Source organism: Psychrobacter sp. 2Y5, from assembly GCF_051847375.1.
In the GTDB taxonomy this organism is placed as follows: Bacteria; Pseudomonadota; Gammaproteobacteria; order Pseudomonadales; family Moraxellaceae; genus Psychrobacter.
Map to the genome: position 1 here is coordinate 124,133 of NZ_JBPYDA010000003.1, position 21,431 is coordinate 145,563.

Consider the following 21,431-nt stretch of genomic DNA (forward strand, 5'->3'; position numbering starts at 1 on the left):
TACGGCACCTGTATTTTAGTGCCTTTAGTACCTTATTGACTAAGTTCTTGCTTCCTTAATTTGAGAATATGACGCGCTTTAGTAATAAAAAAAAGTAAAAATATCATCAGTGCCGTTAGCGCCGCATAAAAGAAGCTTTTGACTTGCATAAACTGAATAATATTCATCGCAAGTATGGCGATAACCACCGCTGTGACCAACCAGTTGATCTTTAGTTGCTTATTGACCTCAGCGAGACTAGCTTCCGCCAATACAAATTTCGCTCTACCTTTTTTCATCCTATTTGCTCTTTATCAAGATTTGAATTGCTTTTTATTAATTTTTTAAGTAGTTAAAGGTTATGAACGGTTATCTACAACTACTATCCGTTGGCTCTTACTTCCCGACCTCAGTCACTGGAATACGTAAAGCTTTTGGTAGACTGAAAGTGACATTCTCTTCAATACCAGAGAGCTCATCAGGCTGCTTGCCGCCCCAATCTTGTAATTGCTGTAGTACCTCTTGGATGAGAATTTCAGGAGCTGAAGCGCCCGCCGTCACCCCTACCGCTTCTACGCCATCGAACCAAACTTGCTTCATTTCGCTAGCGTTATCAATGAGATAGGCCTTACAATTCATGCGCTCGGCAAGCTCACGTAGACGGTTGGAGTTCGATGAGTTGGGCGAGCCTACGACTAGCACTACCTCACAGCGACCCGCTAAGTCCTTGACTGCATCTTGTCGGTTTTGAGTGGCATAGCAGATATCATCTTTTCGCGGCCCTTGAATGCTTGGGAACTTATTGCGAAGCGCGTCTATCACTCTTGCGGTATCGTCCATTGATAAGGTCGTTTGGGTGACAAAAGCTAAGCGCTCAGCGTCTCTTACGCTAAGGTCTTCGACATCTTTTTCATCCTCTACCAGATGAATATGGCCACCATGCCCTCGATTGAAGCGGCCCATAGTGCCCTCAACTTCTGGGTGTCCTGCATGCCCAATCAGTACCGCATCCATCCCTTCGTGGGCGAACTTCGCCACCTCGATATGTACTTTCGTCACTAACGGACAGGTGGCATCGAACACAGTAAGATCGCGGCGACTGGCTTCATCTTCGACCGCTTTTGACACCCCATGCGCAGAAAAGATTACAATAGCGCCATCAGGCACCTCATCTAGCTCCTCGACGAATACCGCGCCACGATTGGCTAAGTCTGAGACCACAAACTTATTATGCACCACCTCATGGCGCACATAAATGGGCGGCTCGAAACGAGTCAGCGCTTCGTTGACAATCGCAATAGCGCGATCCACGCCAGCACAAAACCCGCGTGGATTGGCAAGATAAATTTGCATAAGACAGCCTATCATTAGATAATTTAGAATCAGTGGTTTAGCACTTAAGATCAGTGCTCAAACTTAAATTAGTGCTTAAATCATTGCTTATAGTTGTTATCAGGGCACAAATACATAGATTCAACGCACCCACCCCTACTTTATCATAATATATTCTCATTACGCTTTAAAATGCTATCGTATCAGTATTATAATTGCCGACGCTATTATCTACTCTATTGAAAAAAACACTTATCATTACTTTATTGGGATACTTATGACAGGCTCACTGTTTATTATTACCGCGGCCTCTGGTACCGGTAAAACCTCTTTGGTTAAGCAGCTACTTGCGACCACTAATGACTTGACTGTCAGCATCTCTCACACTACTCGTGCGCCTCGTCCAGGTGAGATCGATGGTCATCATTATCATTTTATCGACAAAGAGGTATTTACTACCGCTATTGGCGAAGGCAAATTTTTAGAGCATGCTGAGGTATTTGGCAACTACTATGGCACTGCAGAGGCAAGCGTACGAGCACAGCTAGAGGCGGGTATCGATGTGATATTGGAGATTGATTGGCAAGGGGCGCTGCAAGTCAAAAAGATATTTACCGATGCCACTATGATCTTTATCTTACCGCCTAGCCTCTCAACCCTACGCCAGCGCTTAGCGGGCCGGGCTCAAGACAGCGCTGAGGTAATCGAGCAGCGTCTTGCCGGCGCCGTTACTGAGATGGCGCAATATGTACATTTTGACTTCGTGATTATTAATGATAACTTTGAAGTGGCGCTAACTGAGCTTAAAGCCATAATCGTCGCTGACAGACAAACGCTTAATCGTCAGCAACGCCATCATCGCCGTATTATCAACGCTTTGCTGACTAATGAGAGTGAAGTATAGCCTTAGCTCCGCTTTTAAGTACGGCTCAAGTGCTAATATTCTAATTGTTAGTGTCTTACGTATCAGTGGCTTATGTAATAACAGCTTATGTAATAATAGCTTAAGTGATAATAGCGACTTTAAGGTTTCGATAACCTAGTATAAAAGCTATGACGCGACTGGCGAAAAAATGCTATAATAGCCAGTTACTTCCCCTATATCTTTCTATATTTCTGCTCCTATACATTAGCAGGCGACCTATTGGTATATTATTTATAACATCGATACTATCTGCTAATCATAAATCACTGAGGTAATTAACTATGGCACGTGTCACGATTGAAGATTGCTTAGAGAATGTAGACAACCGTTTTGAGCTGGTACTTGTCGCTAGCAAACGCGCTCGCCAACTGGCAAAAGGTATTGCTGAGCCACTCGTTGAAGTCGATAATGACAAGCCAACGGTGTTGGCACTGCGTGAGATCGCCGCTGGCAAAATCACCCGCGATATCCTAAACCAACCTGAGCATAGCTTTGCCACTAGCTCATTGGATCTAGCTTTATCAGGCGATCATAGCTTTTAAAAAATCTTATAAAGATAGGCTTTTTTAAGCTAAAATAGCTGCTGATACACCCGCATAGCGCTATAAAACCACAGTACTAAGCTGTGGTTTTTATGATTTAAAAAACTGTTTTTTGCTATTTACAGAGTGAATGCGCTTAGTGGTTGACATTGTAGGTAATTTACGATTAATTAGAGGGTGGAGAACCAAACTCGTCTTGGAGTTTATTTTATTCATTTCTGGTCTTTTTGTTTAGCAAAACAATAGCCGCTAAATCCATTGCCAAGCTATAGGCGCCCAATGATAGGCGCTCAGTTATAGGACAATCCTGTATGAGCCAAACCTTTCCCAAGCTCAGTCATCGTTTAGTGGACGAGGCTCAATATAATTTGCTGCGCTCGGTTGGGTACTTAAGTAGTGACGATCGCCGTGACATTATCGATGCTTGTGAGTTCGGTGATATCGCTCATATCAAGGACAAACGCAAATCAGGTGAGCCTTATATTACCCACCCTATTGCTGTTGCTGAGATTTTGGCGGGTTTTCGTTTAGACAGAGATACGATTATTGCCGCGATTTTGCACGATACGGTTGAAGATACCGACGTAACTGGCGAACAGATTGAGCAGCGTTATGGCAAAGTGGTCGCTAAATTAGTTGATGGTGTCACTAAGCTTAAATCTTCAAAATATAACAAACAGCAAAACAAAGCGGCGACCTTTCATAAGATCCTGACTGCCACCTTGTTAGATCCGCGTGTCTTAATTATCAAGCTATCCGATCGTCTGCACAATATGTCAACGCTCGATGCAGTCAGCTCTGAAAAGCAGCGTGCCACCGCGCAAGAGACCTTAGATTTTTATGTGCCCTTCGCACGCTTAATGGGTATCAACGATATTGCTGATTATATTGAGGTGCTCTGCTACCGTAATCTTAATCCAGTGATGTATAACAAGCTCTCTGATAAGCTGTTGCAACATGGTCTTGGACGTAATTTTCAAAAAGAAGCTATCCACCGTTATCTGATTGTGGTATTAAACAATTTGGAATTAAATGGTCACGTCAAGATTCTAGACAATCGTGTGACGATGTACCGTCAATTCTTTCGTAACCGCGGTGAGATTAGTGCCTTACTTCGACATTATTCCTTTGAGATTGTCCTCGATACAGTAGAGGCTTGTGACAAGCTGGCTTATTACCTTATCAAAAAATATCAAATCGAAGACGCCCATATTCAAGACAATATTCGCCGCCCACTGCCAGGCGGCAATCAATCTTTGACCTTGTTTTATGAGCGTGACAATGACTGTATCAAAGTAATCATCATGACCAAAAAGATGCAGCATGCAGCACGTCTAGGCGTGATCGGCGCTGAGCACGCCTCTGATGTCAGTCAATCGGTGATTCAGGCCTCACTACGCAATATGAAAGAGCTGGTTGATGAAGAAACCTTAAGTGAGAATAACCCTGACTTTACGGCCGCGGTGTCTACTATTAATGAGCTGATGGACTATCTACATTCTAGTAAGATCCTCTGCTATAGTCCGCAAGGTCGGGCTTATGAGCTACCGCAAGGCGCAACCGCGCTCGACTTTGCTTATGCCGTCGGTCCCATGGTCGGTAATGTCGCAGTCGGTGCTAATATAGACAATGAAAAAGCCAAACTCGGTACAGTAGTCAAAAACGGACAGTTAGTCGAAATCGAAGTCGATAGTGACTCTGAACCTAAAGCGGAGTGGCTTGGGTTTGTGGTAACTAATAAGGCTCGTGAAGAAATTCTACGCTGGTTTAAAGACTTAACAACGAGTGAAAAACAGCGTCATGGACAACAAGCGCTAGATCGCGCACTAAAAACTTATAATAAAAGCTTAGATGACTTGCACGACTGTGAGTGGGATAACCTACTTGAGTGGCGTGGTCTCAACGATAAAAACACCCTGTTTGAGCAAATAAGCTCTGGCACCTTATTGCCGCAGCTCGTCGTATCACGCTTATTCAGCGATGAGATGGCAAGTTTGCAAGCGGTTGGCAATGAAGCCTCGCAGCCGCAACAACTGATCGTCAATACTGCTGGTGTTGAGCTTGATTTTGCCAATTGTTGTCATCCTATTTATGGCGACCCTATTGTTGGCCACTTATCACGGCATGGATTAGTGGCACATCGGCATAAGTGTTTTTCGCTAGATGATATACGTAAGGACAATCCTTACCAAATCATTCAGCTAAGGTGGCGCGATGATAAAGCGATTAAACAAAACGAATCTGATGATGTCAGTAATAAGATACGCTTTCCAGCTTATCTCAAGCTCTCCATTTCGCTAAGCGATGAGCAAATCAGCGAAGTGGTTTATCATCTGCGCCAGTTAAACATCGGTGTAGAAACGATCGATGTGCGTAATAGTGATACTATCGTCCATGTAGTTGTTCGCAGCCGTGTGCACTTAGCCCAAGGTATACGTGAGCTCAGATCGCTGTTAGGTTTCCCTAATATTATGCGGCTGTATCAGCTATAACAAATTTATCCAAATAACTTCACCACTATTGACTTAATATAAGGAATGAGCATGAGCCGTCAAACTATCCAAACTGATAAAGCCCCAGCTGCTGTTGGCACTTATTCACAGGCGGTAAAGATTGGTAATACCGTCTACATCTCAGGACAGCTTGGTTTTGACCCGGAGACGATGGAGCTAAAAGAAGGCTTTGAGGCGCAAGCTAAGCAAGTTTTTGAAAACATAAAAGCGATTTGTGAGGCGGCTGGTGGTACTATCAATGATGTCGTTAAATTCAATGTCTCCTTGACCGATTTGAACGACTTTGCGGCGCTAAACGAAGTGTTCGTTGCTAATCTAAGCGAGCCGTACCCTGCTCGCGCTGCGGTACAAGTCGCCGCCCTACCTAAAGGCGGTGTAGTCGAGATTGAGTCGATTATGTATATAGAATAACTGATATCATCAAGGCTAAAACCCTTAAAGCTAAAGTCATAAGGCCAAAGCCAGCCCTATAAAGTTAAAAAAGCTTAAGCCCAAAGCGCGGTTATCGATAACGGCAATTTGGGCTTACCTGTTTCTGCTGCTTATATTACGTAAAAGTAAAATTAGCGCCTCATCTATTGGTATTTTTCACTTAACTTTTAGCAATCAATCCCCATAATTTAACTATTAATAAGGCTGCGAGCGTCGTTTATGTTAGTCCAAGTTGCTCTACCAGTTCCTCTTTATCGAGTCTTTGACTATAGCGTGCCTGCAGACTTATCCTTGCCCAAAATCGGTAGCCGTGTCGAAGTCTCTTTTGGTAGGCAGACCCTCATCGGTATCGTCATTGCGCAAATTGTACAAGCAGATAGCAATGTTCCGGCAAGTAAGCTCAAACCTATTACTCAGTGCTTAGATGCTGAGCCTATCGTCGATAGTGCTATGCTTCGCCTCGCGCACTGGCTCGCGAGTTATTACCATTACCCTTTAGGCGATGTACTCGCTGTAATGCTGCCAACTTTAGTACGGCAAGGTAAGCCGCTCGACTTACTGATTACCCATTGGCGGATCTTGCCGCACGTCACTGATGCTGACTTTCATGCCAATGCGGTCAAGCAAAAACAGCAGTTCGATATGCTAAAGCTGCATGGCGAGCACGGGGCGAGCGAAGATGTGTTGCTATTAGAAGGAATGCAGCGCAGCTTTTTGAAGACGCTAGAAGACAAAGGCTTAATCGAGCGCTACATTGAGCACAAATCGGCGCCTAAGCCAGTGAGTTTAGCGAAGATGCCGCTTGATCTTAATGATGAGCAGCAGCTCGCAGTGACGGCTATTGTTGCCGCCCATAGCGCTGAGCAGTATAAAGGTATTTTGCTAAATGGTATTACCGGTAGCGGTAAGACAGAAGTCTATCTACAAGCGATGCAAGCGGTGCTAGAAGCTGGTAAGCAGGTACTGATACTGGTGCCAGAGATTGGCTTAACGCCGCAGACACGGGCACGTTTTGCCAGTCGCTTTGCCGCGCAAATTGTGCTGCTGCATTCAGGTATGACCAATACTTATCGACTGCAAGGTTGGCAAGACTGCCGTACTGGGCACGCACAAATCATCATCGGTACGCGCTCAGCTGTGCTGTATCCTTTTGCCAATTTAGGACTGATCATTGTTGATGAAGCGCATGATGGCTCGTATAAACAACAAGATACGCTGCGCTATCATGCCGCAGATGTGGCGCTATACCGCGGCCTTCAGTGTAAGATCCCCGTAGTGCTCGGAACCGCGACTCCAACGCTTGAGCATCTAAAACTCGTGGCAGATGGCAAACTGACAGAGTCTCAGCTAACGTCCCGCCCCGGCAGTGCCACACCTGCGGCCATGCAGCTGATTGATGCTCGCCTGCAAACTACTCATCAGCAAACTGGAGACGATGGCGCAAACTATGATACTGGTCTGACCCACGATCTCATCAATGCTATTCGGCAAACGCTCGAAGCTGGCGATCAGGTCTTAATATTTCTAAATCGTCGCGGCTACGCCCCCGTGTTACTTTGCGCCGCTTGTGGCTGGCAAGCAGATTGTCCACGCTGCGATGCGCATTTAACAGTGCATTACAGTCGCCAAAATCAGAGAAACTCTTATTTAAAGTGTCATCACTGTGATTGGCAGGCTTATATTCCAAGCAGTTGTCCTGATTGCGCCAGTCAAAACTTAGATACCAAAGGTATGGGGACGACAAGACTTAGCGAAAACTTACATGCGCTGTTTGCTAATCCGCAAACCAGTAAAATACAATACCCAATTATTCAAATCGATCGTGATACCACTCGGGGTAAAGACAGCTGGGAGAACATCTATCAGCGTATTAATGAAGGTAAACCGTCGATTTTAGTCGGCACGCAAATGGTCGCTAAAGGTCATCATTTTCCTAATGTGACGCTCGTTTGCTTGCCCAATGCCGATAGAGGCTTTTTGTCCGCGGATTTTCGCTCGCCTGAACATACCGCGCAGCTGATGATTCAAGTCGCGGGTCGAGCGGGTCGTGGCGACAAGGCCGGGCGCGTATTAATTCAAACGCTACAACCTGACAACCCGCTACTGCTTAAGCTGGTCAAGGACGGCTATTATTCCTTTGCGCAGTCGCTATTACAAGAGCGCAAAATGATGGGCTTACCTCCCTTTAGTCATGCCGCCTTAATTCGCTGTGAAGGCAAGACTTTGGCGGCGACCACGCAAGCGCTAAAAGACGCCGTGGCACATTTACCCACAGGTCATAAGTTGGCGGTTCTCGGCCCTATTGATGCGCCGATGAGTAAAAAGAACAGCCGTTATCACTCGCAGTTGTTATTATTAGCCAAAGAGCGGGCGCAGCTGCATCACATTCTCAAGCTCTGGTGGCAGCCTGTGCTGGCTTTACCTAGTACTAAATATCTCAAGCTGACCTTAGATATTGATCCTGTCGGTTGGTGATTTTTTAATGCGTTTGTGGTGTCTTGTCTACCTTATCTTCTCCATACCTCTTTGTTTTTTATATTGTATAAGGTTTAGCCGTTACGGCAGCGTTACAGCTTCTTATTGTCAGTTATGCTAAATTCTAAGTCATCGATTTCCCATCAAATGCTTTGAGTGTGAGAAGACTAATGAGTGCCGACCATTCAAACCCTAAACATAAGCCTTATACTGATAATAGTGCTAACAGTAAGGCTCATAATGAGGCTGAACATTATCTCTACAACAATGAAGACCAGCATGATCATGACGAGCATCTAGAGCAGACTACCGCGCCGCGAGATACCAAAGGCTATCAGCGCACGCTATTGATTAGTTTTATTATCATTACCGGTTATATGCTTATCGAAGTTATTGGCGGCTTACTGACGGGTAGCTTAGCGTTATTATCAGATGCCGGTCATATGCTCAGCGATGCAGTAGCGCTAGGTGCGACTTTGATGGCTTTTAGAATCGGTGAAAAAGCGGCGACTCATCAAAAGACTTTTGGTTATAAGCGCTTCGAGATTTTAGTCGCTGGTGTCAATGGCGCAACCTTAGTGATTATTGCGCTGATGATTTTTTGGGAAGCCATCAAGCGCTTCAACACCCCGACCGAAATCGCTAGCCAAGGCATGCTGATCATCGCTACTATCGGTATGCTCGTCAATATATTAGTGGCTTGGCTGATGCATCGTGGTAGCCGTAGTGACGATAGCGGAAATAGCCATAGCGGACACAGTCATAACGGAAATAGTCATGGAGAAAAACAAAACCCTTCTGACGCTAAAGAGCCTGTCAATCTGAACATGCAAAGCGCCTATCTACATGTCTTAAGTGATTTGATGGGCTCAGTCGCTGCTATTATTGCCGCGCTACTGATGATAGGATTTGGATGGCTGTGGGCTGATGTTCTCGCTTCGGTCATCGTTGCTGTTTTGATATTGATCAGCGGTTATCGAGTGGTGCGTGATTCGGTGCATATTCTGATGGAAGGCACACCAAAAGGTATCTCGTTAGAATCGGTTGAACAGCGCTTGCTCGATCATGAGCAAGTCCAAAGAATTCATGACTTGCATATTTGGAGTATTACTAGCGGTCTGAATGCCTTATCTTGTCATGTGGTGGTCAATGGTGAGATGAGCATTACTGAGGCTAGTGTGCTAATTAGCGAGCTTGAACAGCGCTTGCAGGATTTGGGGATTAGTCATGCGACCATTCAGGTCGAGAGCCTATCGCATCCTCAGACTATGGCTCACAGCGACACGCTAGTCTGCGATATCTCTGAGCGTGCACTGAGTGATACTGGACATATTGGTCATAATCATTAACTAAAAATCTGGGAACAAAAATTTAGCTAGCAAAATTTATTTAACTGTCTTAATCAGTTTGGCAAGGTAGCGGTAAATAATTCTTATCAACCAGATGACAATGGTTAACCAAATCACTAAGCCAGATACCAATAACAGCATTCTTATCCAAATATCTAAGCTTCCATTCATTACCTGTGGCAAATAAGCTGGCCCCATATTTGATGCCATAACGAGCCAAAACCCAAAGGCTAATGCTAATATAGATATGAGTAAGGTACGGACGATATTCATGATAATTTTGCTAGCGATTGCTAATCCAGTAGCGCTATGTCATTTTTAAAGTGAATAGACTATATCAATCATTATAAAGGTTTAAATTTAGAACTAAATTAAACTTATAGCCGTTTATGTGGTTATAATAATGATAATTATATCTATAATGAGCCGCTTTTTGCTATTATTTAGTAGTGATCGCAGCTTTATCAATTCTTAATAATGAGCTATTGCCATGTCTAGACGCTCAGCACCTTTTGTTGCTCCCGACTACATCGATGATCCTGTCTCAAAAGACGGCAAAAAGCAGGCTAAAGTTCTGCTATCAACGCTACAAGAAGATATTTCCAGCTTTCGTAATGAGCAGTTTCCACCTGATATTCTACGGCAAATTCGCGATATGCCTATCTTTGAGGGTAACCTTAATGAGGTACAAGCTTATCAGCAGCGCTGGCAAAACCTATTGCAGCGTGCTAAGGAATTCTATCCTGCCGCGGATATGCCCCCTGACCATTTACCATTACCTGCCAGCCTTGAGATTCCGCAGTTTATTTTTAGCGTGCAGCGCTTACATCTGACCAAAACCCGTGCCAAAGAATCCAAAAGCTTTGGCTCAGTCAGCGCTTTGATTGATAAATGCGGTGATTATACTGCGCAAGAGATTGAGCGTATGACTGCCGTATTCGAGGCAGATGATGAAGCTAGGTTAGTTGCCCATCGAGAGTTTATCGATCTACGAGCCTATGTGTTTTGCCGCGATAACAAAGGCGAGATGCTAGAGCCTGAGCGCGTTCGTTTTTATCGTACCGGCCTGATTGTCCATGCACTGCCAGATTTTAAGATCGTGGATAGTCGGCAGACACCGCGTAAGCGCCGCAATGACGCTTATAGCAACCCAATTGCGGACAACTCAGTATGGAAAGTTTATCGAAAAAAATAAATCGCCTTTTTGCTATTTTATTTAACCATGTTGATACCCTTGATACTGATTGCTAAGGATTTACTATGTTCGCAGCCGCCGCCGGCTCTCCAAACTTAATGCTACAAGCGACTATTTTTTTGGGAGCAGCGCTGCTGTTTGTACCGCTTGGTAAACGTTTCGGTATCGCTACGGTTTTGGGCTATCTGATTACCGGCTTGATATTAGGCCCAAGCGCGTTAGATGTTGCGGGTGATGCTGAAAGCTTACTACACTTCTCTGAATTTGGCGTGGTGATGCTACTGTTCATCATCGGTCTTGAATTGCAGCCTTCTCGTCTATGGGCCCTGCGCCGCTCAATCTTTGTGTTAGGTGGTCTGCAAGTCGGTCTGACCGGCATAGTGTTAATGGCGATTTTATATCAGTTTTTCTCATTACAGCTTGATACAGCCTTCATTGTCGGCTTTGGTTTAGCGCTCTCCTCTACCGCGTTTGTGCTACAAATTTTGACCGAAAAACAGCAACTCTCCAGCACGCATGGCCGCGAAGCTTTTACTATTCTATTATTCCAAGACATTGCGGTTATTCCGCTACTCGCCGTGATTCCTTTTTTATCTGGGGTACGTGAACAAAGCTATGATCTGATTTACTTTGGTAAAGTATTCGCCGTCTTTGCTGGTTTGATTTTTTCTAGTCGTTATATCGTCAGACCTTTCTTTAAGTTCGTGGCGTCTAGCGGCGCAACTGAGCTGCTAACGGCTGTAGCGTTATTTATCGTCATGGGCGTTTCTATTTTGATGGAGCAGATCGGACTCTCGATGGCGTTAGGCGCGTTTTTGACTGGTGTGCTATTGGCGGATTCAGAGTATCGTCACGAGTTAGAAGCCAGTATCGAGCCCTTTAAGGGCTTATTATTAGGCCTATTCTTTATGTCGGTGGGTATGCTGACTGATGTCAAGCTTATCCTCGCCAAACCGGTGTTTATCGTTGGCTGTGCTATAGCGTTAATGGTCATCAAGTTTGGCGTAGTAGCGGCTATCGCAAAAATCTCAGGTAATCGCTGGCCGACGAGCATCCGGCTTGGGGTGACCTTAGCGCAAGGCGGCGAGTTTGCCTTTGTATTATTCAGTGTAGCAAGCGCGCAAAATGTCTTGCGGTCAGAGCTGGCCAACACACTTAATCTGGTGGTGACTATCTCCATGGCGCTAACGCCGCTCGCGTTTTTATTACTCGAAAAAGCAGGCGAACCTTTATTCGCTAAGAGTAAGCCTAGGCGAGAGTACGACACCATTCCTGATCATGAGCATCAAGTCATTATCGCCGGTTTTGGCCGTATCGGACAGATTATTGGTCGAGTGCTGCGCATGCATAATATTGAATTTACCGCCATTGAACGCTCAGCGAATCGAGTAGATTTTGTACGTAAATTCGGTAACCAAGTCTATTACGGCGACCCCAAAAACCCCGAGATTCTACGCGCCGCTGGCATCAATAAAGCAAGGTTGTTTATTCTAGCTATCGATGATTTAGAGCGCTCTATCACGACTGCTGAATATTTACACAAGAATTATCCAGATTTGATTATCCTAGCGCGAGCGCGAGACAGGCAGCACTATTACCGTTTGCGTGAGGTTGGGGTCCGTCATATTTGGCGCGAGACTTATTTGTCTTCCTTAGATATGTCACGTGAATCATTGCAGCTATTGGGTATATCCCCTGAAAAAGCACGCGAAACGGTACAGACTTTCCGCGATTATGACGATGATTTGATAGAACGCCAGCAAGCCATCTATGACGACGAAGCAAGTATGATCGAATCGGCGCAATCGGCAATGGCAGAACTTGAGAGTCTCTTCGATGAGGATATTGGTAAGGCTCGCACAATGGATCTAAGCGAGTTTTATGAAGAGCTTAAAAACCAAGCCACACCGATTGATAAAAATCAAGAACCTCTACCCCATTCAAAAAACTAATGATTAATTAGCCACGCAATAAGCAGGCGCTTGTTTTTCATTTAACGAGCTAGTACAGCGCCAGTTATCCTCGTTTGGCAGATGGTAAAACACTAGTGTCTGCCCGTTCAAATAGCGCAGTGGAAACCTAACGTTTTGAATAGTGCCTGTCACTGCGCAGTCGGTCTCTGGTACGCTTGGCGTTTGCGTATTAATGGCTACTTTTATTTTTGGATTGCTAATAGCTATTGGCAGCTCAGTAGGACAGCGCCCTGTTTGCTGATAAGCTAAGGCCACTTGATTTTGCGCGGTTTTGGTTATGTCATAAGCATCGAACAGGACTTCATTTTCTTTTGGCTTCGCGATAATGGGCAAAAACTGCACCTTAATGACAGTCAAAGCAAAAGCAAAAATAGCAAAGCCCAGCCCTAAGCCAAATAAGCTCACGCCCCCTTCACGCCGTAGCATCGCTTTTTGCGCCGCTTCATCACGCGGATGATTATCTAAAGCATCGGCGATCTCACGCCTTGCCATTCGGTAATAATAGGCATCCGTCCAGCGCGCCACTATAAACGACCAATAAAACCAAACTATAGCCGCTATCGCAACTCTTACTGGCATCTGATAAGCATCCGGAATGAAGGACATCGCCGCAAATTCAAAAAACACCAAAACAATCGTAATAGTCAGCTGAATAAAGGACCAACCCGCGACACTATAGACAATCGCATCCATATAACGCTTGCGATAGAGCAGCCAAGGAAAGGTAATAAAAAAAGCTGCCCAATGCCATTTAGGGGATAAATAACCTTGCTCATCGAACTGTGCAAAGCGCTTGAGATAATAGTCTTGGGTACGATGACCAATGAACCATTGATCCAGCTGCTTACGCCGAGCAGCAGTTAGCTTTTCTTGATAAAAGGGTGGTGGCGAATCCTTTTCGAGAAATAACATAGTAGTGGCTCTATTGTTTTCTAAGAATTGGGGCTTTTGAATAAAGAGCAAAAGATAGTATTAACAGGTACCTTCATAAAAAGAAAGATAATTTAGGACATGACTTAAGCTAACTAGCATTGTCCGTAGTTATTATAAGATATAGTTGGCAAACTTTAAAAATGGGATAGCGCTACCGGATGCTTTTTTTAAATATAGGTTATGCAGCCTCTGGGAACACAGCACGCCAGTAAAATTTATCCTAGTAGCGCGTCTAAATCTATAACTGTTTTATTTTCAATTGACTATATTGCTAAATTGGATGTACCCGCTAGTCAAATGATAGTCAGTTTTGAGGTATGCATTTTGAGCCCATGCAATTCCTATTAATACCACTACAAACCTTGTAGATGATGTTTGGTTTTCTGCTAGCTATATTTCACTTAAAAACCCCATAGATTTAACTTATAATACCTGTCTACTTTTTATAAAGTCTTAGTTATATTATGAGTCCACAAACCCCCTCCGATAACCCTATCGATACTCCAGTTGCCAGCCCAGTAGATAGTTCATTAGAGAATACCAACGATAACCCTTCTGAAGTCGTTAATACTGCATCTACAGCTGACGAGTTAGAGGCAAATAACGATAAGCATATTCGTATCGTTAATACTTTTATGAAGCGCCGCACGCATATGAATAAAAACGCGGAACAAGCATTAACTGATCCTAAGTTTGCAGAGTATCTAGTCAATAACAGCTTTGGCGATGGCAATCTTGACGGCATTGACGATTTGCGCGTTTTATTCGCCGATAGCCCAAACGGTAGTGCTGCGCCGCTTACTCTAGAGATAGGTTTTGGGCTAGGCGATTCATTGATTGAAATGGCAATAGCCGATCCGACTCGTAACTTCATCGGCGTTGAGGTGCATGAGCCTGGTATCGGTAAATGCGCTTATATGGCAGGCACACAAAACTTGACTAATATCAAGATCATTAACGGCGATGCCATAAAGCTACTCAAACAACTCCCTGAGAATCATATCGATCGCATTCAGCTCTACTTCCCAGATCCTTGGCGCAAAAAGCGTCATTTTAAGCGCCGCTTTGTCAGTACCGAGCGTATGGCGATTGTCACTCGCACCTTAAAACCCGCTGGCTGGTTTCATACCGCTACGGACTGGGAACATTACGCTTTTTGGATGCTTGAGGTACTCGATAACTTTGCAGAACTTAGCAATCAAGCTGGCAAAGGCAACTTTACTCCTCGCCCTGACTTCCGGCCGATGACTAAGTTTGAGCGCCGCGGTATCGACCGTGATCACGGCGTATGGGATTTGATTTATACTAAGAACTAGCCGTCATCAGACTCTTTAAATTTATCATTTCGAATCTTATTTGAATACCCTTAGCGACTGTTACTAACAGTCGTTTTTTCATTTTAGGCTATTCTATCGAAAGCTTAAGTCAAAATAGCTAAGAGTATTAAAATCTTTATTAAAAAACAGCTTAATCATAGGATTCACTACATGTGAAACCTTGCAATGGAAGGACTCTCGACCCTGTATATCGGAGATATATTAGGTGTTATTGTGGCTACTTATTAGTCGCTGCTAATTTTAGAATCTGCGCAAACATTGATAGTACAAGGGGTTGCGGAGTTCTCCCCAGAAGCTGTGGATAACCCTGTGGATAACTAGGTACTTGACAAGAGTTTGAGTCGATAGCTTAACGCTTTAGGTAAAATTGGTTATTTTTCATACAATTTATTTTATTAATAAAATCAATGTATTACGACTAATTCAAAACTATAAAAATTTATTTTTAATTATTTTAAGAAATAATTTAATGGCGACTCATGTTTCACAGCTAGCAGATTTTTATTATCTTTTTGCTGTGGACAACTCGGTTTGCTATTGACAAAACGGGGCAAAAATGTTCTTGGTTTATGCAGAGTTAAGGGTGATTTAGTCGGTATAAAAGCACCCTAAAATTACAAAAACTAGGCGACATCTATTGTCGTCTAGCCTTAGGCAAACTCATTATTTGACTTGGATTTTGTTATAATAGCCTTATCTAATTCACTAACAAAAATTGAAACAAACCACAAGCAGCACTTTCTATTCTAAAACTGTTTTTGACTTTATTGGCTAAGAGCCTTTAGCTAAAGATTTTAATTAAGCCGATGAGCCGCGATTATTTAATGATTTAGCTAGCTTATTACTCAAGCCTCCTAAACTTAATTTTACTGCTAAGCCTATTTTTTTTACTGTATAGTAAAGATAGATATCTAAGTCGTGGTCCTAATCGTTTCGACTATTTTGGGCTCATAAAGACTACCCCTACTCATTTAGCAATTCCTATATCTTAAAACATTACTTGTACATCATTCATTACTAAAAGGAGTCCATTATGGACGACAACAAAGCTAAAGCACTCAAAGCAGCACTAGGACAAATCGAAAAGCAATTTGGTAAAAACACTATCATGCATTTAGGTGATGATTCCGTTGCTATGGATGTCGATGTGGTCTCGACAGGCTCTCTAGGCTTAGATATTGCACTAGGAATCGGCGGCCTACCTAAAGGGCGTATTGTTGAGATTTACGGCCCTGAAAGCTCAGGTAAAACCACTATGACGCTACAAACTATTGCCGAGTGTCAAAAGCAAGGCGGGACCTGTGCTTTTATCGATGCTGAGCATGCGCTTGATCCGGTTTATGCACGTAAGCTTGGTATCAACACCGATGACTTGTTGATCTCACAGCCTGACAATGGTGAGCAGGCGCTTGAGATTACCGATATGTTGGTGCGCTCAGGCGCTATCGATATGATTGTTATTGATTCGGTTGCCGCCTTGACGCCGCGCGCTGAGATTGAAGGCGAGATGGGCGACTCGCACATGGGTCTGCAAGCACGCTTGATGAGTCAAGCCCTACGCAAAATCACCGGTAATGCCAAGCGCTCCAACTGTATGGTGGTATTTATTAACCAAATCCGTATGAAAATCGGCGTGATGTTCGGTAGCCCTGAGACCACTACTGGCGGTAATGCGCTAAAGTTTTATGCCTCTGTGCGCATGGACATTCGCCGTATTGGTGCGGTCAAGAACGGTGATGAGATCATCGGTAACCAAACCCGTGTCAAAGTCATCAAAAACAAAATGGCGCCCCCTTTCCGTCAAGCTGAGTTCGAAATTACTTATGGGGAAGGAACTAACCATTTAGCTGAGGTCATCGACTTAGGCGTTGAGATTGGCGCAGTAGGAAAAGCAGGCTCTTGGTATAGCTATGGCGACGAAAAAATCGGTCAAGGTAAAGCTAACTCGGTGCTTTATCTAAAAGAAAATCCTGCCGTGGCTGAGGAGATCGAAGCTAAGATACGCGCTGAAAAGCTTGGTGTACCGGGATATAACAGAGTCGAGGAAGATGAGGTAGCCGCAGATAGCAATGAGGCGCAAGATCTACAGGTTGATCCTATACAGTAGCTTTGCCTATCGACAATCGCTAACTTATTAGTATCTTATCTTATAGGTTAAAAATGCAGATTAAAACATTGGCCCAAATACTAGCCGAATCGGACTCCGATTCGGCTAGCTCTGCTGGCGATAAAAGTAAATCGCCATCCAAAACAACCTCAAAACCTGCCAAGCTTACGCAGAGCGAGTTATTTAATCGCAGAAAGTCAAAAAAAGCGCAGCGCTTAGATAAAGCCTCTACTAAAGACAGTTTTGCTAAAAATACCTCCGATACACTCTTTGAGGAGAAAACAAATAACGCCTCGTTAGACGATAGCGAGGATAGCTTGTTCGCTAATGACTGCTCTGATGCTAATCAGCCCTCTAAGCCAAGAGCTACCAAGCGCAAAAAGCGTAAAAAACGTTTCCATGCGGCAGCGCCCTTTATAGCTGAGCCTAACGACGCGCCCGCCTATGTACCACCAGACTCACAAACTATCCAGCAGATGCTAGCTGAGGTTAAGCGTGAAGTTCATACAGATAAGCCAGTTAACCGCGCTGACCCTATTAATGGTAAAGACAACAGCGGTCACTCTGGTATTAGACAAACCACCACCAATGCTACGCTAATAGCTAGTGACAATAACCCTACCCAAGCTATAGCGGCACTAAGTGCTAGTGAGATGGACAACCTACCCTCAGCGCTAAAAGCTTACTTGCGTACGCCTGCACAAAAACAGGCCGAGATCGATGCTATCAAGGCCGAAAGCCGTTTGCGTTGGCTGGCTTTTTATTATCTCTCACGCCGAGAGTATGGCAAAGCGGAGCTCAAACAAAAGCTTATCGATAAAGAGCAAGATCCAGATAGTATCGATAAATTACTCGCTGAGTTTGAAGAAAAAGGCTATCAAAGTGACTATCGCACTACCTTGATGCTCATTCGCGAAAACATTCGTAAAGGTCGCGGCCGTCAGCGTATCAAGCAGGAGTTTTATAAGAAGAAAATAGCTATGCCAAGCAATATCGATGAGCTCATCGATATTGCAAATGCAGAGTCTGAAGAGTTTCGGGAGTTTGTAGCAGAAGCTGACAGTTTAGTTGAAGGTGTTGACTGGCTTAAGCTTGCGGTAGAAGCTCGCACTAAGAAGTATGGTGATGATATACCTGTCGAACAAAAAGACAAAGCTAAACAGCTCAGGTTTTTGCAGTATCGCGGTTTTCAGATGGATGTCTGCTTTCAGGCGCTTAACTATACGCTAGAGACTCTAGAAGAGAGGTTTTAGAATACAACTAGCAAAAAAGGAGCACTCCAAAAAGTACTCCTTTTTTATACTTAATCGCTATATTATCGACAACCAGATTGTCGCCAGCTACCTTATCCTTTAAGACATTTCTTTTAAACACATTGCTTTAAAAGGCATTGCCACTAGCTAAGCCGACAATTATTTTAGCGTCCCTAAGCGATTGGATAGCTGACCAATAATTGCATCAATCTCTTGATTGGCTTCTTTTTCATTATCCAAATTACCATTTGGTGTTAGCTGATTCATCACCTCAGGGAGTAGCTCTGCTAATCCTTGCCGCACTTCGCTATCGTTAGCACCAGTCTGCGCGGCTACTTGCTGGATCTCTCTTTCATCAAACAGCTGATTGACCTCATTAGGATCTAAATTATCATTGAGCTCACTATTGCTCAGCCAAGAGCGCGCCTGCGCCTCATGACCCATACCAGTGATTTTCGATAAGGCGCCGCTTAAGCCACCATTACGCTGTATCCAGCTAAGCACCATCGGCATAAGCGCTGCTATCAGCATCCCTTTACCGCCAAAACCACTTCGGCTACGCTGAGAACCGCCTAGTACACTTCCCAAGATATCGCCAAGGCCGCCTGCTCCTGAGCTCATACCGCCGCGCTGACTGCCGCCAGTCAAGCCGCCTAATAGATCATCTAAACCAAATCCATTGTCTGGCTGACGATCATATCGCTGCGGATTGTAGCCTCCGGCTTGGTTGTTAGCGCCGGCCGTTCCGCCTAGCACACTGCCTAATATATCGCCAAGACCGCCAGTACGGCGCGGGCTTGTGCGCTGATTGACTGGGTTACGCTGTGCATCGTTTGGATCCATCGCACTACGGGCAACTTGTGAGACTAAATTCCCTAATAAACTCATAAAACTCTCCTGTTATGGTGTTTTTTACTTCTCCTTAATATAACAAATCCATTTCTACCGCTAGAGGGTTGTTTTGTTATGGCTTGTATCGTCTAGTATTTTATATAGTCGAATTACTTTAAAAGTGTCATAGCGCTGCTGGGATGAATTTTACGCAGCCTCTGTGATAACAGCACGCAAGTAAAATTTATACCAGTAGCGCGTTCAAATTTATAACAACTTTATTTTGAACTGACTATAGATCTAGGGTTTGCAATCGATTACCTACTTGAGAGCAGCTTGGCGGTTTAGTCGCTTTGAGTAGTGCCATCGATACTGTTAGCCAAAATACACAGTTGTCTCCACTGTTCAGCGCCCACTTGATCGCGAAATATGGTTACTGTAAAGGGACGCTGATAAGGTTCAGTCATAACGAGTGTTAAATGTATTAACCATGAAAACTGATGAACTGTAGACAGATTAGCTTGCCATAGCTCATCAGCGCGCCCCGTACGCATCAGCAGCTGCCAACCAAGATCGACGCGCTGACTAATAGGAGGTTGGCTGAGATGTATTAAGATTGGCTTAGATAAGGCCAAATAACTAATAACAGCAGCAGCTACGAGCAAAATCAGCACATACTGCCAAAGCCATAATTTCGCTAACCATGCCAATAGAACAATGATAGCCGCCAAACTGCCATACGATAAAGACCGTAAATAACTAGTAGGCTGTATAGGGGTATCAATCCGTAGCGATAAGCACGACCTTGCCATCTGATTATCCAGTACGTTAATTAAAATAGCGACAAGCAGTTGGTACTTATAAAACGCAGCTAAGTACCTGCTACATTAAGTGCTTACTATGACGCCAAGTCTTTATCTTATTCACTAACTCCCAAACTGCGGCATCTTCCGGTTGGCTTTGATTGGTAAAGTAATCTAGTAAGTCAGGGTCTTCGTAAGTGAGCATTTCAGCAAAGGTGGCTTGCTCAGCAACATCAGCCGTCAGATAAAGCTCCTTAACATAAGGATCAATATAAAAATCTAACTCTTTGAGGCCGCGACGGGCTTGATAAATGATACGGCGTTGCTCAGTGGTAGGCTCTGGTTGGGTAGTCATAGATAACTCTTTAGTCGTTAACAAGCGGTTATTGCTTAAGCGGTTGTTAATTGTATGATGAATGTTTGTTCGAAAACGAACTTAGTTTATCTCTGTCTCACAAAAATATTAAGCATCGTTCGTTTAAGCTAAGCTGATAAATTATTATAGTCTGTGAGCTGCTGCCAAAGTGCTACGGCTTGCTGCATCATCGCCACATTGTGGGTACGAATAATACCTGCGCCTTGTTGCAGCGCAAATAAACCCGCAGCAGTACTTGCCGTATCACGTTCGATAGCTGGTGAGTTTTGCACTGCTTCAATATTACTATGGTTGAGGACTTCTGCCAAAAAACGCTTGCGTGAAACGCCAAACATCAGCGGCAGCTCTAAGCTTTGTAAGCTTGCTAGTTGGGTCAACAACGCACAATGATGCTCATAGTTTTTGGCAAAACCAAAGCCTGGATCAAGGATGATATTAGCACGTTTGACCCCGACACTGACCACATCCTCTACACGCGCTGCTAACTCTGTTATAACCTCGCTAATAACATCATCGTATTGCGCTAAGCTGGTCATAGTAGTTGGCTCACCGCGCATATGCATCAGCATCACCGGCAGCTGCAACTGAGCGGCCATGGCAGCAGCGCCCTCACGCTTTAAAGCGCGTACATCATTCCAGATATCTGCGCCAACCGCGAATGCCTCTTCCATCACTTGTGGACTGCTGGTATCAATCGACAGCCATATCTCATCACCACAGTGTGTGCGAATGGCTTTGACTACTGGTATGACGCGTTCAATCTCTGCACTTGTCGCTACCGTTTCAGCGTTCGGGCGTGTTGACTCACCGCCAATATCGATAATAGTCGCACCCGCTGCGATCATTTCCTGCGCTCGACTCAGGGCACTATCTATAGCATTGAACTGGCCACCATCAGAAAACGAGTCTGGGGTAACATTCAAAATACCCATAATCTGCGGCTTCGATAAGTCTAAAGTTTTGTGACGTACCCTGATACTATAAGCCGGTAGAGGCTGAAACAAAGGCATAATAAATCCCATATAGATAACGATTTACAGATAAACAATTATTAATTCTTAACTCAAATTTTTAGC

At 44.2% G+C, this 21,431-nt stretch carries 19 protein-coding genes; 11 read left to right on the forward strand and 8 right to left on the reverse strand.

Translation table 11 applies throughout. The features are described 5' to 3' along the window. Positions 1-32: 32 nt before the first annotated feature. On the reverse strand, positions 33-278 hold the full coding sequence (locus tag ACS8E3_RS04175) for a hypothetical protein (RefSeq protein WP_439241548.1): 246 nt from the start codon (positions 276-278) through the stop codon (positions 33-35). 97 nt (positions 279-375) lie between these two features. After that, the gene (gene ispH / locus ACS8E3_RS04180) at positions 376-1,332 is read right to left on the reverse strand and encodes a 4-hydroxy-3-methylbut-2-enyl diphosphate reductase (RefSeq protein ID WP_439241550.1); all 957 of its coding nucleotides are present in this window, start codon (positions 1,330-1,332) and stop codon (positions 376-378) included. A 256-nt stretch (positions 1,333-1,588) separates the two neighbouring features. On the opposite strand from ispH, the gene gmk reads away from it, so the two are divergent. The 6 genes from gmk to ACS8E3_RS04210 all read left to right on the forward strand — a co-directional run bounded on the left by gmk (position 1,589) and on the right by ACS8E3_RS04210 (position 9,547). Continuing rightward, the gene (gene gmk / locus ACS8E3_RS04185; RefSeq protein WP_439241552.1) at positions 1,589-2,215 is read left to right on the forward strand and encodes a guanylate kinase; all 627 of its coding nucleotides are present in this window, start codon (positions 1,589-1,591) and stop codon (positions 2,213-2,215) included. Between the two features lie 302 nt (positions 2,216-2,517). After that, positions 2,518-2,778, forward strand: a complete 261-nt coding sequence (rpoZ, locus tag ACS8E3_RS04190; RefSeq protein WP_353102829.1) for a DNA-directed RNA polymerase subunit omega — start codon at positions 2,518-2,520, stop codon at positions 2,776-2,778. Between the two features lie 311 nt (positions 2,779-3,089). Continuing rightward, positions 3,090-5,270 carry a RelA/SpoT family protein gene (locus tag ACS8E3_RS04195; protein WP_439241554.1) on the forward strand — a complete coding sequence of 727 codons (2,181 nt, stop codon included), beginning with the start codon at positions 3,090-3,092 and terminating at the stop codon, positions 5,268-5,270. A gap of 51 nt (positions 5,271-5,321) precedes the next feature. After that, a complete protein-coding gene (locus ACS8E3_RS04200; RefSeq protein ID WP_439241556.1) occupies positions 5,322-5,702 on the forward strand; it encodes a RidA family protein in 381 nt (126 codons plus the stop codon). A 240-nt stretch (positions 5,703-5,942) separates the two neighbouring features. Continuing rightward, the gene (locus tag ACS8E3_RS04205; protein ID WP_439241558.1) at positions 5,943-8,198 is read left to right on the forward strand and encodes a primosomal protein N'; all 2,256 of its coding nucleotides are present in this window, start codon (positions 5,943-5,945) and stop codon (positions 8,196-8,198) included. Between the two features lie 170 nt (positions 8,199-8,368). After that, the gene (locus ACS8E3_RS04210) at positions 8,369-9,547 is read left to right on the forward strand and encodes a cation diffusion facilitator family transporter (protein WP_439241560.1); all 1,179 of its coding nucleotides are present in this window, start codon (positions 8,369-8,371) and stop codon (positions 9,545-9,547) included. Positions 9,548-9,583: 36 nt separating this feature from the next. Here ACS8E3_RS04210 and ACS8E3_RS04215 read toward each other — a convergent pair whose 3' ends face one another. Then, positions 9,584-9,820 carry a hypothetical protein gene (locus ACS8E3_RS04215; protein WP_439241562.1) on the reverse strand — a complete coding sequence of 79 codons (237 nt, stop codon included), beginning with the start codon at positions 9,818-9,820 and terminating at the stop codon, positions 9,584-9,586. Between the two features lie 217 nt (positions 9,821-10,037). Between ACS8E3_RS04215 and ACS8E3_RS04220 the strand changes: the two genes are divergently transcribed. Together ACS8E3_RS04220 and ACS8E3_RS04225 are read left to right on the forward strand one after the other, a co-directional pair. Next, a complete protein-coding gene (locus tag ACS8E3_RS04220) occupies positions 10,038-10,742 on the forward strand; it encodes a hypothetical protein (protein WP_439241564.1) in 705 nt (234 codons plus the stop codon). Positions 10,743-10,807: 65 nt separating this feature from the next. Further along, a complete protein-coding gene (locus ACS8E3_RS04225) occupies positions 10,808-12,694 on the forward strand; it encodes a monovalent cation:proton antiporter-2 (CPA2) family protein (RefSeq protein WP_439241566.1) in 1,887 nt (628 codons plus the stop codon). Between the two features lie 3 nt (positions 12,695-12,697). Here ACS8E3_RS04225 and ACS8E3_RS04230 read toward each other — a convergent pair whose 3' ends face one another. After that, entirely contained in the window at positions 12,698-13,627 is a 930-nt protein-coding gene (locus ACS8E3_RS04230; protein WP_439241568.1) for a DUF2628 domain-containing protein, read from the reverse strand. A 485-nt stretch (positions 13,628-14,112) separates the two neighbouring features. Between ACS8E3_RS04230 and trmB the strand changes: the two genes are divergently transcribed. From trmB to ACS8E3_RS04245, 3 genes are all read left to right on the forward strand, one after another. After that, positions 14,113-14,964, forward strand: a complete 852-nt coding sequence (trmB, locus tag ACS8E3_RS04235; protein ID WP_439241570.1) for a tRNA (guanosine(46)-N7)-methyltransferase TrmB — start codon at positions 14,113-14,115, stop codon at positions 14,962-14,964. Positions 14,965-16,018: 1,054 nt separating this feature from the next. Then, positions 16,019-17,092, forward strand: coding sequence for a recombinase RecA (gene recA / locus ACS8E3_RS04240; RefSeq protein ID WP_439241572.1), 1,074 nt, complete (start codon positions 16,019-16,021; stop codon positions 17,090-17,092). A 53-nt stretch (positions 17,093-17,145) separates the two neighbouring features. Further along, on the forward strand, positions 17,146-18,345 hold the full coding sequence (locus tag ACS8E3_RS04245) for a regulatory protein RecX (protein ID WP_439241574.1): 1,200 nt from the start codon (positions 17,146-17,148) through the stop codon (positions 18,343-18,345). 159 nt (positions 18,346-18,504) lie between these two features. Here ACS8E3_RS04245 and ACS8E3_RS04250 read toward each other — a convergent pair whose 3' ends face one another. The 4 genes from ACS8E3_RS04250 to folP form a co-directional block, all read right to left on the reverse strand. Beyond that, positions 18,505-19,233 carry a YidB family protein gene (locus ACS8E3_RS04250; RefSeq protein ID WP_439241576.1) on the reverse strand — a complete coding sequence of 243 codons (729 nt, stop codon included), beginning with the start codon at positions 19,231-19,233 and terminating at the stop codon, positions 18,505-18,507. Between the two features lie 287 nt (positions 19,234-19,520). Then, positions 19,521-19,988: a protein YgfX gene (locus ACS8E3_RS04255; protein WP_439241578.1), complete on the reverse strand. Its 468-nt coding sequence runs from the start codon at positions 19,986-19,988 to the stop codon at positions 19,521-19,523. Positions 19,989-20,058: 70 nt separating this feature from the next. Then, positions 20,059-20,334, reverse strand: coding sequence for an FAD assembly factor SdhE (locus ACS8E3_RS04260; RefSeq protein WP_439241580.1), 276 nt, complete (start codon positions 20,332-20,334; stop codon positions 20,059-20,061). 128 nt (positions 20,335-20,462) lie between these two features. Continuing rightward, positions 20,463-21,365, reverse strand: a complete 903-nt coding sequence (folP, locus tag ACS8E3_RS04265; protein ID WP_439241582.1) for a dihydropteroate synthase — start codon at positions 21,363-21,365, stop codon at positions 20,463-20,465. Positions 21,366-21,431 lie beyond the last annotated feature (66 nt).

Coding starts and splice junctions, on each gene's coding strand:
- ACS8E3_RS04175 (WP_439241548.1), bottom strand. CDS start 278: ATGAAAAAAGGTAGAGCGAAATTTGTATTGGCGGAAGCTAGTCTCGCT.
- ispH (WP_439241550.1), bottom strand. CDS start 1,332: ATGCAAATTTATCTTGCCAATCCACGCGGGTTTTGTGCTGGCGTGGAT.
- gmk (WP_439241552.1), top strand. CDS start 1,589: ATGACAGGCTCACTGTTTATTATTACCGCGGCCTCTGGTACCGGTAAA.
- rpoZ (WP_353102829.1), top strand. CDS start 2,518: ATGGCACGTGTCACGATTGAAGATTGCTTAGAGAATGTAGACAACCGT.
- ACS8E3_RS04195 (WP_439241554.1), top strand. CDS start 3,090: ATGAGCCAAACCTTTCCCAAGCTCAGTCATCGTTTAGTGGACGAGGCT.
- ACS8E3_RS04200 (WP_439241556.1), top strand. CDS start 5,322: ATGAGCCGTCAAACTATCCAAACTGATAAAGCCCCAGCTGCTGTTGGC.
- ACS8E3_RS04205 (WP_439241558.1), top strand. CDS start 5,943: ATGTTAGTCCAAGTTGCTCTACCAGTTCCTCTTTATCGAGTCTTTGAC.
- ACS8E3_RS04210 (WP_439241560.1), top strand. CDS start 8,369: ATGAGTGCCGACCATTCAAACCCTAAACATAAGCCTTATACTGATAAT.
- ACS8E3_RS04215 (WP_439241562.1), bottom strand. CDS start 9,820: ATGAATATCGTCCGTACCTTACTCATATCTATATTAGCATTAGCCTTT.
- ACS8E3_RS04220 (WP_439241564.1), top strand. CDS start 10,038: ATGTCTAGACGCTCAGCACCTTTTGTTGCTCCCGACTACATCGATGAT.
- ACS8E3_RS04225 (WP_439241566.1), top strand. CDS start 10,808: ATGTTCGCAGCCGCCGCCGGCTCTCCAAACTTAATGCTACAAGCGACT.
- ACS8E3_RS04230 (WP_439241568.1), bottom strand. CDS start 13,627: ATGTTATTTCTCGAAAAGGATTCGCCACCACCCTTTTATCAAGAAAAG.
- trmB (WP_439241570.1), top strand. CDS start 14,113: ATGAGTCCACAAACCCCCTCCGATAACCCTATCGATACTCCAGTTGCC.
- recA (WP_439241572.1), top strand. CDS start 16,019: ATGGACGACAACAAAGCTAAAGCACTCAAAGCAGCACTAGGACAAATC.
- ACS8E3_RS04245 (WP_439241574.1), top strand. CDS start 17,146: ATGCAGATTAAAACATTGGCCCAAATACTAGCCGAATCGGACTCCGAT.
- ACS8E3_RS04250 (WP_439241576.1), bottom strand. CDS start 19,233: ATGAGTTTATTAGGGAATTTAGTCTCACAAGTTGCCCGTAGTGCGATG.
- ACS8E3_RS04255 (WP_439241578.1), bottom strand. CDS start 19,988: ATGGCAAGGTCGTGCTTATCGCTACGGATTGATACCCCTATACAGCCT.
- ACS8E3_RS04260 (WP_439241580.1), bottom strand. CDS start 20,334: ATGACTACCCAACCAGAGCCTACCACTGAGCAACGCCGTATCATTTAT.
- folP (WP_439241582.1), bottom strand. CDS start 21,365: ATGCCTTTGTTTCAGCCTCTACCGGCTTATAGTATCAGGGTACGTCAC.